At 71.1% G+C, this 14,483-nt stretch carries 11 protein-coding genes, 1 pseudogene and 1 riboswitch; of the genes and pseudogenes, 11 read left to right on the forward strand and 1 reads right to left on the reverse strand.

Annotation, left to right across the window (positions count from 1 at the left end):
* Positions 1-171 precede the first annotated feature (171 nt).
* On the reverse strand, positions 172-1,446 hold the full coding sequence (locus tag F1721_RS03755; protein ID WP_150065125.1) for an aminodeoxychorismate synthase component I: 1,275 nt from the start codon (positions 1,444-1,446) through the stop codon (positions 172-174).
* 91 nt (positions 1,447-1,537) lie between these two features.
* Between F1721_RS03755 and F1721_RS03760 the strand changes: the two genes are divergently transcribed.
* The 11 genes and pseudogenes from F1721_RS03760 to F1721_RS03810 all read left to right on the forward strand — a co-directional run bounded on the left by F1721_RS03760 (position 1,538) and on the right by F1721_RS03810 (position 14,424).
* Positions 1,538-2,563, forward strand: coding sequence for a glycoside hydrolase family 183 protein (locus F1721_RS03760; RefSeq protein ID WP_150065126.1), 1,026 nt, complete (start codon positions 1,538-1,540; stop codon positions 2,561-2,563).
* Positions 2,564-2,662: 99 nt separating this feature from the next.
* On the forward strand, positions 2,663-3,511 hold the full coding sequence (locus F1721_RS03765; RefSeq protein ID WP_150065127.1) for a lipase family alpha/beta hydrolase: 849 nt from the start codon (positions 2,663-2,665) through the stop codon (positions 3,509-3,511).
* A gap of 145 nt (positions 3,512-3,656) precedes the next feature.
* The gene (gene metG / locus F1721_RS03770) at positions 3,657-5,450 is read left to right on the forward strand and encodes a methionine--tRNA ligase (protein WP_150065128.1); all 1,794 of its coding nucleotides are present in this window, start codon (positions 3,657-3,659) and stop codon (positions 5,448-5,450) included.
* 63 nt (positions 5,451-5,513) lie between these two features.
* Entirely contained in the window at positions 5,514-6,353 is an 840-nt protein-coding gene (locus F1721_RS03775; protein WP_150065129.1) for a TatD family hydrolase, read from the forward strand.
* A gap of 279 nt (positions 6,354-6,632) precedes the next feature.
* A pseudogene (locus tag F1721_RS03780) lies at positions 6,633-6,884 on the forward strand (transglycosylase family protein); the annotation flags it as partial.
* Positions 6,885-7,453: 569 nt separating this feature from the next.
* Positions 7,454-8,944, forward strand: a complete 1,491-nt coding sequence (locus F1721_RS03785; RefSeq protein WP_150065131.1) for a resuscitation-promoting factor — start codon at positions 7,454-7,456, stop codon at positions 8,942-8,944.
* A 334-nt stretch (positions 8,945-9,278) separates the two neighbouring features.
* Positions 9,279-10,139, forward strand: coding sequence for a 16S rRNA (adenine(1518)-N(6)/adenine(1519)-N(6))-dimethyltransferase RsmA (gene rsmA, locus F1721_RS03790; protein ID WP_246154181.1), 861 nt, complete (start codon positions 9,279-9,281; stop codon positions 10,137-10,139).
* Between the two features lie 175 nt (positions 10,140-10,314).
* Positions 10,315-10,402: riboswitch (SAM riboswitch) on the forward strand.
* A 245-nt stretch (positions 10,403-10,647) separates the two neighbouring features.
* A complete protein-coding gene (locus tag F1721_RS03795) occupies positions 10,648-11,667 on the forward strand; it encodes a methionine ABC transporter ATP-binding protein (RefSeq protein WP_150065132.1) in 1,020 nt (339 codons plus the stop codon).
* Positions 11,664-12,347: an ABC transporter permease subunit gene (locus F1721_RS03800; RefSeq protein ID WP_170301341.1), complete on the forward strand. Its 684-nt coding sequence runs from the start codon at positions 11,664-11,666 to the stop codon at positions 12,345-12,347. The genes F1721_RS03795 and F1721_RS03800 overlap by 4 nt, the downstream gene beginning before the upstream one ends.
* A 166-nt stretch (positions 12,348-12,513) precedes the next feature.
* Positions 12,514-13,323: a MetQ/NlpA family ABC transporter substrate-binding protein gene (locus tag F1721_RS03805; RefSeq protein ID WP_150065133.1), complete on the forward strand. Its 810-nt coding sequence runs from the start codon at positions 12,514-12,516 to the stop codon at positions 13,321-13,323.
* A 144-nt stretch (positions 13,324-13,467) separates the two neighbouring features.
* The gene (locus tag F1721_RS03810) at positions 13,468-14,424 is read left to right on the forward strand and encodes a 4-(cytidine 5'-diphospho)-2-C-methyl-D-erythritol kinase (RefSeq protein WP_211840323.1); all 957 of its coding nucleotides are present in this window, start codon (positions 13,468-13,470) and stop codon (positions 14,422-14,424) included.
* Positions 14,425-14,483 lie beyond the last annotated feature (59 nt).

Consider the following 14,483-nt stretch of genomic DNA (forward strand, 5'->3'; position numbering starts at 1 on the left):
TGCCGGTTGCGAGGGTGGGCTATGCGCCTGCGGCGCATGCGACATGCCGGTCGGTGCCGTTCGCCATGCCGGTCGGTGCCGTTCGCCCTTCGCAGCTGCGGTCCACGGACGGGGATGAACAATTTCAATGGAAATCGCACCTCCGATTTCCATTGAAATCGCGGCGGGACCCTAGGGTTCGGGGGCGAGGAGGCTGAGGGCCGGGGCGGCTTTGGCCAGGACCTCCAGCCATTCCCGGTCCGGGTCCGAGTCCGCGGTGATGCCGCCGCCGACGCCCAGGTGGAACACGCCGTCGGCGTGCTCCAGGGTCCGGATGGCCACGTTGAGCTCCAGGCCCGCGACCGGCGAGACCATGCCGACCGCGCCGCAGTAGACGTCGCGCGGCTGCGACTCCAGCTCGGCGATGACCTCCAGCGCGCGCACCTTCGGCGCGCCGGTCACCGACGCGGGCGGGAACGCCGCGGCCAGCAGCGCCGAGTTCGGCAGCTCCGCGGGCACCTCCGCCCGCACGTCCGAGACCAGGTGCCACACGCCCGGGTGCGGTTGCACGTCCAGCAGCCGCGGCACGGTGACCCGTCCGACCTCGGCCACCCGGCCCAGGTCGTTGCGCGCCATGTCCACGATCATCACGTTCTCCGCGACGTCCTTCGCGGACGAGCGCAGCAGGTCCGCGTTGCCGTCGTCCTGCGGTCCCCGGCGCGGCAGCGTGCCCTTGATCGGGCTGGAGTGCACCACGCGCCCGCGCCGGGTCAGGAACAGCTCCGGGGACAACGACGCCACCGCGCCCCACGACCCGGCCACGTACGCGGCCCGAGCGGGCCGGAACCGCGCGCTGCCCGCGGCGAACACCTCCAGCGGGTCGCCCCGGAACGGCACCTCGAACCGGCTGCAGATGTTGGCCTGGAAGATCTCGCCCGCGCCGATCTCCTCGACGCAGCCCCGCACCGCCTTGGCGTGCTCGTCGGCATCCGGCCGCCGGACCGGCCCGGCCGTCCACTCCGCAGGCGGCGGATCCTCCGCCGAGACCACGTCGGCGAGCTCAGCGATCAGCTCGGACGACACCTCGCCCAGCGCCTCGAACCACCACTGCCCGCTCGCGTCGCGCCGCAGCACGTGGTCGGCCCAACCCCACGCGGCGGTGGGCAACCGCCGAGGTCGCGGGTGCTGACCGGGGTCGGTGAGGCCGTAGCCGAGGTAGCCGATCCAGCCGCCGCCGACCGGGCCAGGCTCGCCGTGCCCCGTCGCGGTGTCCACCGTCGTGAAGGCGCGCTCGGGCGGTGTGGCGTCGACCCGCACCGACGGCGCGAGCACCGCGGAGCCGCCGAACCAGTCGCCGGTCAGCGCGGCGGGCGGCGGCAGCCCGCGGCGGCGCGCGCGGACCGCCAAGCGGCGCAGCACCTGCTCGGCGCTCGCCGCCCCGTCAATCGACTGGGTGAATACCGGCACGGCGCCAGTATGACCTGCGGAACATCCCGCCCGACCACCGCCGACAGCCTTGCTGGCCTGCGGGAACATCATTTCCGCGTACGGTGTCGGCATGGTGCGCGTGTTGGGTGCGACGAGGCTCACCCGGATCACCGGCGAGGACTCCTGCAACCGCACCGCCAGCCGGTTCGGGATCACCGCGACGGATCTGGGGATCATGTGGGACGACGGCCGCGGCGGTGTCCTGGTCGCGTTCGGCGACACCTACGGCGAGGGGTGGGGCGGGCACGGCGCCGGTCCGAAGCACGCCGACTGGCGGTTCAACGTCATCGCCCGGTCCACCAGCACCGACCTCGACGCCGGGCTGGAGTTCGACTGGGTGCTGCCGCGCGAGGACGGTTCCGCGGGCCAGTTCCTGCCCGCCGACCGGACCGGCGTGCGCGAGCACACCGTCATCCCGACCTCGGGCATCGCCATCGGCGACCGCAACTACCTGCACTACATGTCGGTGCGCCGCTGGGGGATGCCCGGCGTGTGGCACACCAACTACGGGGCCCTGGCGCACTCCGACGACGGCGGCCGCACCTGGACCAAGTCGGCGACCGCGGTGTGGCCGAACCGCGGGCAGCGCTGGTGGAGCCGGTTCCGGCGGCGCGACCCGGGCGGGCACCCGTTCCAGATGATCGCCTTCGCCGGGGTGCTGGACGGCCGGGTGCACCTGCTGGGCACCCCGAGCGGCCGGTTCGGCGCCGGGCACCTGGCCCGCGTCGGCGCCGACGACCTGCTGGAACCTGCGGCGTACGAGTACTGGACGGGCACCGGGTGGAGCCGCGACGAGCGCGCCGCGGAGCCGGTGCTCAGCGCCCCGGTGGCGGAGCTGTCGGTGCAGTTCAACCACCACTTCGGCCGGTGGTTCGCGGTGCACCTGGACGAGCACCGCGCGGCGATCGTGCTGCGCACCGCCCCGGAGCTGACCGGTCCGTGGACCGGCGGTGAGGTCCTGGTGCCGGGCACCCGCTACCCGGGGCTCTACGGCGGCTTCCAGCACCCGTGGTCGGCGGACCGCCCGGCGATCCACTTCACCCTGACCCGGTGGGGCCCGTACAACGTCGACCTCTTCCGCGCCGACCTCGCCTGACCGCCGCGCGTCCGGGTGAACTGATCGCCGGGGCGCGTCACCTTCGCGTTCCGAGCCCGTTGTGCTTCGCAAAACCCCACGACGAGGTGAGGTCGGAACATGCGGATCAGAGGTGCCCTGGCCGGATTGGCGGCGCTGCTCGCGGTCACCGCGGCGGCGACCCCGGCGACCGCCGAACCGGCGAACGTCGAACCCGCACCCCCCGGGGTCAACGACTGGAGCTGCCAGCCGAGCGAGGAGCACCCCACGCCCGTGGTCCTGGTGCACGGCCTCGGCGGTTCCGCCCCCACGAACTGGGCCTACATGGGCCCGAAGCTGGTCAGCGAGGGCTACTGCGTGTACGCGCTGACCTACGGCCAGCCGCCGCTGGTGCCGCCGATCACCGGTGGTTTCTCGCCGATGGAGGAGAGCGCGCCCGAGCTGGCCGAGTTCGTCGACGAGGTGCTGGCCGCGACCGGCGCGGAGCAGGTCGACCTGGTCGGCCACTCCGAGGGCACCGTGATGCCGCAGTACTACCTGAAGTTCCTCGGCGGCGCCGACAAGGTGCAGCGCTACGTGGCGATCACACCGCTCTACGACGGCACCACGCTGCACAGCACCTCGGAGCTGCTCGACCGGCTCGCCGAGGAGATCCCGGTGGTCGGCGAGATCCCGGACGAGCTGTGCGGCTCGTGCCGCCAGTTCTTCAAGGACTCCGACTTCATGAAGAAGCTCAACGCCGACGGCGCCGCGGTGCCCGGCATCGAGTACACGACGATCATGACCAAGTACGACCAGCTGGTCACCCCGTACACCAGCGGCCACCTGGACGGCGCGACCAACATCGTCCTGCAGGACGTCTGCCCGAACGACTTCTCCGAGCACGTCGCGGTGGCCTTCAACCCCAACGTCGCCCGCCTGGTCCTCAACGCCCTCGACCCGGCCCACGCCCAACCCGTCCGCTGCTGAACCGCTGTCCCCGCTTCGGTGGTTACGCAATTTCAATGGAACTCGGATAGTCGATTTCCATTGAAATTGCGGACCTCCGCCAGCCGGCCCCGGGAACCAGGAACCCGTTCGAGGTCACGTGGCTTCGAACCGTAGTCTGGTCGGCATGAGTGCCTCTGTGTTGACCGCTGTGGCTTGGCCCTACGCCAACGGTCCGCGGCACATCGGCCACGTCTCCGGCTTCGGTGTGCCCTCGGACGTCTTCTCGCGCTACCAGCGAATGGCGGGCAACCAGGTGCTCATGGTGTCCGGCACGGACGAGCACGGCACCCCCATCTCGGTGCAGGCGGAGAAGGAAGGCCTGACCACCCGGCAGCTCGCCGACAAGTACAACCGGGTCATCGCCGAGGACTTGCAGGGCCTCGGCCTGTCCTACGACCTGTTCACCCGCACCACCACCGGCAACCACTACGAGGTCGTCCAGCAGATCTTCCTCGCGCTGCACCGCAACGGCTACGTGGTGCCCAAGACCACCACCGGCGCGATCAGCCCGTCCACCGGCCGCACGCTGCCGGACCGCTACATCGAGGGCACCTGCCCGATCTGCGGTTACGACGGTGCCCGCGGTGACCAGTGCGACAACTGCGGCAACCAGCTCGACCCGGCCGACCTGATCAACCCGGTGTCCCGGATCAACGGCGAGACGCCGGAGTTCGTGGAGACCGAGCACCTGTTCCTGGACCTGCCCGCGTTCACCGAGTCGCTGGGCAAGTGGCTGTCCACCCGCACCGGCTGGCGCCCGAACGTGCTCAAGTTCGCGCAGAACCTGGTCGAGGACATGCGGCCGCGCGCGATCAGCCGCGACCTGGACTGGGGCGTGCCGATCCCGCTGGACGGCTGGCGCGACCAGCCGATGAAGCGGTTCTACGTGTGGTTCGACGCGGTGATCGGCTACCTGTCGGCCAGCGTCGAGTGGGCCCGCCGGACCGGCGACGCGGACGCCTGGAAGCAGTGGTGGACCGACCCGTCGGCCAAGGCCTACTACTTCATGGGCAAGGACAACATCACCTTCCACGCCCAGATCTGGCCGACCCTGCTGATGGGCCACAACGGCCAGGGCGACAAGGGCGGCTCGGTCGGCCCGTTCGGCGAGCTGAACCTGCCGGACGAGATCGTCTCCAGCGAGTTCCTCACCATGAGCGGGTCGAAGTTCTCCACCTCCCGCGGCACGGTGATCTACGTGCGGGACTTCCTGCGCGAGTTCGGCCCGGACACCCTGCGGTACTTCATCTCGGTGGCCGGTCCGGAGAACCAGGACACCGACTTCACCTGGGACGAGTTCGTCCGCCGCACCAACTTCGAGCTGGCCAACGAGTGGGGCAACCTGGTCAACCGCTCGATCTCGATGGCCGCGAAGAACAACGGCGCGGTGCCCGCCCCGACCGCGCCGCAGGCCGCGGACGAGGAGCTGAAGGCGTTGTCCCGCAACGCCTTCGAGACCGTCGGCGGGCACCTGGAGCGGTCCCGTTTCAAGGCCGCCGCGCAGGAGGCGATGCGCGTGGTGTCGGCGGCGAACAAGTACCTGTCCGACCAGGAGCCGTGGAAGCTCAGGGAGGACCCGGACCGGCGCGACGCCGTCCTGCACACCGCGCTGCAGGTGGTCTCGGACGCCAACACGCTGCTCACCCCGTTCCTGCCGCACTCGGCGCAGAAGGTGCACGAGCTGCTGGGCGGCACCGGGGTCTGGTCGGCGCAGCCGGAGATCCGCGAGGTGCCGGACCTGGACGACGCGAGCGTCGAGTACCCGGTGCTGATGGGCGAGTACGCGGCCGAGCAGGCGGCGTGGCGCTCCACCGACATCGAGGTCGGTCGGCCGCTGAGCAAGCCGACGCCGCTGTTCGCCAAGCTGGACCCGAAGCTGGCCGAGACCGGCCCCGAGTGGGCCCCGATCGAGAGCTGAGCACTGCGAGCTGAGGGGCATCCGTCGACCGCGGGTGCCCCTCACCCGCGTTGGAGAGGTGCGATGAGCAAGCGGGACCGGAAGCGGGAGCTGCCGCCGGTGCCGGAGGCGCTGCCGGCGCCTGCGGTGGACGCGCACACCCACCTGGACGCCTGCGGGGCGAAGACCCCCGACGAGGTGCGGGCCGTCGTGGACCGCGCGGAGTCCGCCGGGATCGGCCGGGTGGTGACCGTCGCCGACGACATCTCCTCGGCGCAGTGGGCGGTCGAGGCGGCCACCTGGGACGACCGGGTGTTCGCCGCGGTCGCGCTGCACCCCACCCGCACCAAGGACTTCGACGACGCCGACCGCGGCACGCTGGAGAAGCTGGTCGAGCACCCGCGGGTGGTCGCGGTCGGCGAGACCGGCCTCGACTACTACTGGGACTACTCGCCGCCGGAACCGCAGCAGGAGGCGTTCCGCTGGCACATCGACCTGGCCAAGCGCAGCGGCAAGCCGCTGATGATCCACGACCGCGACGCGCACCAGGACATCCTGCGCATCCTCGCCGAGGAGGGCGCCCCGGAGAAGGTGGTGTTCCACTGCTTCTCCGGCGACGCCGAGTTCGCGCGGGCCTGCGTGGACGCCGGGTACGTGCTCTCGTTCGCCGGGACGGCGACCTTCCGCAACGCCAACGCCAGGGGGCTGCGCGAGGCGGCGCAGCTGGTGCCGCTGGAGCAGATGGTGGTGGAGACCGACGCGCCGTTCCTCACCCCGCACCCGTTCCGGGGCCAGCCGAACGAGCCCTACTGCGTTAATTACACCCTCCGGGATCTTGCCGAACTCCGTGGCATGACCCTGGAAGAACTCGTGGTAGCGACAACCGCCACCGCCGAGCGGCTCTTCGCCCTCGATCAGGTGTAACCCCGGGCCGCGTTCCTTCACTCGCCGCATTTTGATATTGGGCGTCCGCGCACGCCCGCTTGCAGTCCGCTGCGCCGTCCTTACCGTCCACTTTGGAAGCCGGGGTGGAGGGCATCCCCCGAACTCCGCCGCTGTCTGGCGGAGGCCCTCCTGCCCGGAGGCACAGCAGTCAGGATTGCGATGAAGTTCGGTATTTTCGCGAAGGCGACCGCTGCGGCGGCCATCGTGCTCTCGGGCGCGGCGTCGGCGGCGGCGGTGTCGCCGGGCACCGCGGAGGCCGCCGGTGTCTGGGACCGGCTGGCGCAGTGCGAGTCCGGCGGGAACTGGGCGATCAACACCGGCAACGGCTACTACGGCGGCCTGCAGTTCAGCCGTTCGACCTGGGCGGCGCACGGCGGCGAGCGGTTCCACCGGTACCCGCACCGGGCCACGCGCGAGCAGCAGATCGCCATCGCCGAGGTGCTGCGCGCGGAGCGGGGCGGCTACGGGGCCTGGCCCGCGTGCGCGCGGAAGCTGGGACTGCCGAGATGACGTGAACGGCTCGCCCTGGGACGCAGTTCCCACGGTGAGGGGAGGGGAGCCTGGCCCGAGCACGCAGCGCGCTCGGGCCGGGCTCGCGTCGTCCGGCCGGAAAACGGCCGATCCGCTGCGTTGACGGCCTCGTGTGTTACATCACCCAGGTCCGCGGGAAATCAGTTAACGCACCGGGTTCGGTACCTCCGAACGGGGCAAATTCGGGCGATCTTGCTTACTGATCGTGGTTGGTTGCCTGGCAAACCGGCGTAACGCAGATCACATGCGAGAACCGGGTGCTTGGCTGCACCGGTTGATCACGCTAGAGTCTCGGCCTCGTAACCGATGACAACCAGTCATGGGGAACGCCCGTTAGTCTCGCCGGTGTACGTCGGGGAAGCGGGCCGCGGGCAAGGGCGCCCCGGTCGGCTAGGACGGCAGTTGGCTTGCGGGAGTCGGATACAGACACGAAGCACGAAGGTTGTGCGCCTGCTGGGAGCGAGGGAGTTGAGCGACGACATGGTCTCGCCCGACGCAACGCCCGTCCCGCATCAGCGCGACTTCCGCCTTCGGGAGGTAACGACCCTGTGAACGGACGCGGCGAGCCCAGCTATCCCGGCCATCAGGCCGAGGGCTACTGGGCCGATTCCTTCGACTCTGCGACGGACTGGTTCACCCCGGTGCAGGCCGCTGAGCAGCACACCGCGGTCGGTCTGCTGGACCGACCCGAGTACGAGCGCTACCCGGCCGATGACCACCCCAGCTTCCCGCCGGGCGCCCTGGACATCACCCCGGCGGACATCTACGAGGCCCTCGGCCCGGACGCCGAGGACATGCTCGCGACCGCCGAGATCGACGTCGACGAGGTCATCCGGCTGATCAACGCCGAGACCACCGTCCTGCCGCCGCTGGTCATCCCGGACGCGCTGCCGGAGGCCGAGGCGGGCGACGCCCCGTCGCCGGAGGCGGTCGAGGCGATCACCGTCTGGAAGCGGCGCTTCCTCAAGGGCGCGGTGGCCGGCGTGCTGCTCACCCTCACCGGCACCGGCGGCGCGGCCGCCGCGATGGACAAGTCGGTGACCGTCGAGATCGACGGCCACGAGCGCACCATCAACACCTACGAGAGCACCGTCGCCGAGGTCCTCGAGGACGAGGGCATCGCGATCGGCCAGCACGACGCGCTGAGCCCGTCCCCGCAGGCCAAGGTCGGCCACGGCGACACCATCACGCTCGACCGCGGCCGCCTGCTCAAGCTCAACGTGGACGGCGAGGTCCGCGAGGAGTGGGTCCGCTCGGTCACCGTCGGGCAGGCGCTGCAGCAGCTCGGCGTGCCCACCGACGGCGCCTGGCTCTCCGCCGACCGCAACATGGCCGTGCCGAGCGAAGGCATGGAGCTGGTCATCAAGACCAGCAAGGACATCACCCTCATCGACGGCGCGGGTGCGCCGCGGCAGCTGACCACCACCGCCGCCAACATCGATGAGCTGCTCAAGGAGCAGAACCTCCAGCTCGGCGCCGAGGACACCATCACCCCGGGCGGCGACCAGCGGCTGGTCACCGGCGCCGAGGTGCGCATCGTCCGCACCGGCAGCACGGTGGTCAACGTGACCATGCCGATCGAGCCGCCGGTGCGCGAGATCGTCGACAACACGATGTTCAAGGGCGAGGAGCGGGTCGAGTTCCCCGGCGTGCCCGGCGAGAAGATCGTGACCACCCGCGTGACCACCCGCAACGGCGAGGAGATCAACCGGGAGACGGTCGGCGAGAAGGTCACCAAGGAAGCGCAGGAGAAGGTCGTGCGCGTCGGTGGCAAGCAGCCGCCGACCAGCGGGGTCTGGGACAAGCTGGCGCAGTGCGAGTCCGGCGGCAACTGGGCCATCAACAGCGGCAACGGCTACTACGGCGGCCTGCAGTTCAACAAGTCCACCTGGGACGCCTACGGCGGCGACCAGTACGCCCCGTACCCCCACCAGGCCAGCCGCGAACAGCAGATCGCGGTCGCGGAGAAGGTCCGCGCGGCCCGAGGCGGCGGCTACGGCGCCTGGCCAGGCTGCTCCTCCAAGCTCGGCCTCAGCTGACGAAGCGCACGTCCTTGCGTGGCGGTGCCGGTAGCGGAACCTCAGCGCCCGCCTGGTTGTGGGTGCCCTGACTTGTGTATGACCCGATACACGGCGTCAGGGCCGTCCTCGCCAGGCGAACGCTGAGAACCCGCGGCGGTGCCGGTTGCGGGGGTGGGTTATGCGCCTGGCGGCGCATGCGACCCTCGTCGATCGGTGCCGGTCGCCCGTCGCGGTCCCTGTTCACCGCCGAAAGCAGCGTCGCTGCTTGCCTGACGATGCCCGGTTCGCGAGCTCGGCTTGCGTCGATGCACCTGGTCCCGGGTGTTGGGTGGGCTGCGGGTACGTTTTGGTTGTGGACGACCAGCAGGCGGCGCTGCTCGGCCCGGCCGACGTGCGTCGGCTGGCCGAGGAGCTGGACATCCGGCCGACGAAGAAGCTCGGGCAGAACTTCGTGCACGACCCGAACACGGTGCGGCGCATCGTGTCCTCGGCGTCGGTCACCGCCGACGACGTCGTCCTGGAGGTCGGCCCCGGGCTCGGCTCGCTGACGCTCGCCCTGCTGCCCGCCGCGGGCGCGGTGACCGCCGTGGAGATCGACCCGGTGCTGGCCGCCCGGTTGCCGCGCACCGCCGCCGAGTTCGCCCCGGCGCTGGCCGAGCGGCTCACCGTGATCGAAGCCGATGCGCTGCGCGTCCGCGCCGCCGACTTCCCCGCGCCGCCCACCGCGCTGGTCGCCAACCTGCCCTACAACGTCGCCGTGCCGGTCGTGCTGCACCTGCTGGCCGAGCTGCCGAGCCTGGAGCACGGGCTGGTCATGGTGCAGGCCGAGGTCGCCGACCGGATGTCCGCGCAGCCCGGCAGCCGGGTCTACGGCGTGCCCAGCGTGAAGGCCGCGTGGTTCGCCGACGTGCGGCGCGCGGGACCGGTGCCGCGCAAGGTGTTCTGGCCGGTGCCCAATGTGGACTCCGGGCTGGTGTCGTTCCGGCGCGTCGACCCGCCGTCGAACGCCGCGCGCGAGGACGTCTTCCGCGTGGTGGACGCGGCTTTCGCGCAGCGGCGGAAGACGTTGCGCGGCGCGCTGTCCGGCTGGGCCGGGTCCGCCGCGCGGGCGGAGGAGCTGCTGCGGGCCGCGGGGGTCGACCCGACGGCGCGCGGGGAGCAGCTGCAGATCGCCGACTTCGCGCGCATCGCCGAGGTCGCGGGCAGCCGCTGAACCACCCGTCCGGGCGCTTGCCATCTGGAATCGAGTCGCTACTGGGAGTCACCGGTAACACCTGGCGCGACGGGAAAATTCCCGCTCGTCCGGGTGTGTGATTTGGCGAACGATTCCGGAAAGTGACGACTATCAACTTGCGCTGGAATCCGCCAGTGGGTTCTACTATTCGGGAAATCCATCCCGAGCGGCCGAGAGACCTGGCTCCCAGACGCCGCAGCAACCACCCGACGGGCAGGTGCTAACGCCAGGACCGATGGAGTAGCTGTGGATTCCAACGCGCTGTTAGTCGGCCCGCCCGCGGAGCACACCCGGTCGCTGCCGGCCCGGTCATCGCAAAGCCACATCCGGAGGCTGCTGACGCAGCGTCGCGTCATCGACCACGGGCGGCGCACCACCACCGCCTGTCGTCGCGAGATGTGACCCAGCCCTTCCTCCCTTTCCGAAGTTCCCTGGCCAGCTGCTCCTGCGCGGAGCGCGGCCGTCGCGAGCTGATGTGGAGCCGATCGTGATCACAGTCGAGAACCTGACCAAGTCCTTCCAGCACAACAACGGCACCGTGCGCGCCCTCGACGGCGTCACCATGGAGGTCCCGGCCGGCGCGGTGTGCGGCGTGGTCGGTCCCAGCGGCGCCGGCAAGTCCACCCTGGCGCGCTGCATCGCCCTGCTGGAGAAGCCGGACGCGGGCGCCATCCGGGTCGACGGCACCGACCTGGTCTCCCTCGACGGCAAGGCGCTGCGCGCCGCCCGTCGGCAGATCGGCGTTGTGCCGCAAGGGGATTCGCTGCTGCGGCAGCGCACCGCCGCGGGCAACGTCGCGCTGCCGCTGGAGGCGGCCGGCATGTCCGGCCCGCAGCGGCGCAGCCGCGTCGGCGAGCTGCTGGACCTCGTCGGCCTGACCGACAAGGCCTCGGTCTACCCCGACCAGCTCTCCGGCGGGCAGCGGCAGCGGATCGCGGTCGCCCGCGCGCTGGCCGCCAAGCCGTCGGTGCTGCTGGCCGACGAACCGACCTCCGCGCTGGACCCCGGCACCACCGACTCGGTGCTGACCGTGCTGGACCGCGCCCGCGCCGAACTCGGCGTCACCGTCCTGGTGGTCACCCACGACATGGCCGTGGTGCGCAAGATCGCCGACGACGTCGCGGTGCTGGACGGCGGCCGCGTGGTCGAGCACGGCAAGGTGCTCGACCTGGTCGCCGAGCCCGGCAGCCGGGTCAGCTCGACGCTGCTGCCCGCCACCGACCAGGCCGAGCCGCTGCGCCCGACCGACGGCCGCCACGACGTGGTCGCCGAGGTCGTGCTGGTCGGCTTCGCCGCGGTCGGGGCGCTGCTGCCGGAGGCGGCCAGCCGGTTCGGCGTCGAACTGGCGATCCTCGGCGGTGGGCTGACCCGCCTCGGCGACACGCCGGTGGCGAAGTTCAAGGTCGGCCTGAGCGGCGAGCGCGCGGAGGCTGCGCTGAAGTGGATGGTCGAGCGGGACGCGCACGTGCGACGCGCCCCGGTGTGCGTTGACGGAGTTGCTGCGTGACTGATGTGACCCCCTGGTCGGAGGTCTTCGAAATCCTCGGTGAGGCAACGCTCGGCACGCTCTACATGGTGTTGGTGTCCACCCTGCTGGCAGTGCTCGGAGGCCTGCCGCTCGGTGTTCTGCTGCACCTGAGCTCGCCGGTCGGGCTGAACCCGAAGCCCGCGCTGTACCGGGTGCTCGGCGTCGTGGTCGACGTCGTGCGCTCGGTGCCGTTCGTGGTGCTGCTGGTGGTGCTGGCGTCGTTCACCCGGTTGCTGATCGGCACGTCGATCGGCAACACGGCGGTGATCGTGCCGCTGACCATCGGCGCGGTCCCGTTCTTCGCGCGGCTGACGCAGAACGCGTTGCGCGAGGTCAGCTTCACCGTCGTGGAAGCGGCCATCACCACGGGATCGAGCCGTCTGCGGATCGTGTGGACGGTGCTGCTCGGCGAGGCGCGGGCCGCGCTGGTCGGCGCGGTCGGCGTCACCGCGGTGGCGCTGATCGGCTACGCCGCGATGGCGGGCGCCATCGGCGGTGGCGGCCTGGGCACCACCGCGATCCAGGACGGCTACCAGGGCTACGACGACCGCCTGCTGTACGGCTCGGTCGTGGTCCTGGCGATCCTGGCGTTCGGGATGCAGCTGATCACCGACCTCGCGGCCAAGCTGGTCGACCGCCGCCGCACCGCGGCTGGCTGACGGCCTGTTCCCGGCTCGTTTTGCCTAGCGGTGCCGGTGGCGCAGGTGGGCTAAGCGGCTTCGCCGCTTCAAAGGCAAAACCGAGCTTCGACGATCTTCGGATCCCGCGATCCCCCCTCGTTCGGGAACGCGTTCCCGTTCTGACGTCCAGAAAGGACATTTCCTGATGCGTTTGCGCTTCGCTGCCCTGGTGGCCGCCGCCGGTCTGGCGTTGACCGCGTGCGGTGGCGGCTCGTCGGCCGCCGACGACCCCAACGCCCCGATCCGGGTCGGGGTCAACCCGACGCCGCACGGCGAGATCCTCGAGTACGTCAAGGACAACCTGGCGGAGCAGGCCGGGATCGACATCGAGATCGTCAAGTTCGACGACTACAACCGGCCGAACGAGGCGGTGGCGCACGGCGAGCTGGAGGCCAACTACTTCCAGCACGTCCCGTACCTGGAGGAGTACCGCAAGCAGCGCGGCGGTGACTTCGAGTGGGTCGCGCCGGTGCACCTGGAGCCGCTGGCGGTGTACTCCAAGCAGTTCAAGTCGCTGCAGGAGATCCCGAACGGCGCGACCGTCACGCTGTCCAACGACCCGGCCAACCAGTTCCGCGGCCTGAAGCTGCTGGAGCAGGGCGGGCTGATCAAGCTCAAGCCGGAGGCCGCGGTCGGCACCCGGCTGGCGTCCGCGATCGCGGAGAACCCGAAGAACATCGACTTCAAGGACCTCTCGCCGGACCAGCTGCCGCGCTCGGTGGACGACGCCGCCGCCGCGGTGGTCAACGGCAACTACGCGATCAAGGCCAACCTGCAGAACCCGGTGGTCGTGGAGAGCCCGGAGGGCAACCCGTACGCCAACGGCCTGGTGACCACCCCGGCGCTGGCGAAGGACCCGCGGATCTTGAAGCTGGCCGAGCTGCTGCGCTCGCAGCAGGTCAAGGACTTCATCAACCAGAAGTGGGGCGGCGTGGCCGTCATCCCGGCCGCCTGACCGGCGGCGTTCGGCGGAGGGCACCCTCCGGGCTGCGGCCCGGGCGGTGCCCTCCGCTGTTTCCTCGCTGAGAAAGGTGAGCCAGGACGGACACATAGTCGGCGGTGGGGTTCCTCGGGCACGTACGCTCTAAGTGTGCTCTCCGTGGTTCCTACCCCCATCACCGTTCGCGTACCGGCCAAGGTGAACCTGCACCTCTCGGTCGGGGATGCCCGGCCGGACGGCTACCACGAGCTGGTCACCGTCTTCCAGGCGCTGTCGTTGACCGACGAGGTGACCGTGCTGGCCGCCGAGGAACCCGGCATCGACGTGCACGGCGAGGGCGCCGACTCGGTGCCCACCGGCGCCAGCAACCTGGCGTGGAAGGCGGTGCAGCTGCTCGCCGAGCACAGCGGTCGGGACCCGGAGGAACCCGGCGTGCGGCTGTCGATCAACAAGGGCATCCCGGTCGCCGGGGGCATGGCCGGGGGCAGCGCGGACGCGGCCGCCACGCTGCTGGCGCTCAACCAGCTCTGGCGGCTGGAGCTGGGGCGCGACGAGCTCAGCGAGTTCGCCGCGAAGCTGGGCAGCGACGTCCCGTTCTCCCTGCAGGGCGGCACCGCGCTGGGCACGGGCCGCGGTGAGCGGCTGGTCCCGGTGCTGGCCCGGCACACCTTCCACTGGGTGATCGCGCTCGACCGGCGCGGGCTGAGCACTCCCGCCGCCTACACCGAGCTGGACCGGCTGCGCGCCGAGTCCCGGCCGAACCGGGTGGGCGAGGTCGAGCCGCTGCTGGAGGCGCTGGCGTCCGGCGATCCCCGCCAGCTCGCGCTGCTGCTGGGCAACGACCTGCAGGCCGCCGCGGTCTCGCTGCGCCCCGGCCTGCGCCGGACGCTGCGCGCGGGCGTGCAGGCGGGCGCGCTCGCCGGGATTGTCTCCGGTTCCGGGCCGACCTGCGCGTTCCTGTGCACGGACGCGGACGCGGCGGTGCGCGTGGCCGCGGAGCTCTCCGGCGCGGGCGTCTGCCGGACGGTCCGCGTGGCCCACGGCCCGGTGCCGGGCGCGAAGCTCGTGTCCGAGGAACCGGCCCACCGCCCCACCCCGCCTCAGGTCCACGCCTAGGTGACCGCCCGACGGGTGCGGCACCCGAGCGTCCGATCCGCAGTTTCCATTGAAACTGC

This window comes from Saccharopolyspora hirsuta (assembly GCF_008630535.1).
GTDB classification, from domain to species: Bacteria; Actinomycetota; Actinomycetes; order Mycobacteriales; family Pseudonocardiaceae; genus Saccharopolyspora; species Saccharopolyspora hirsuta.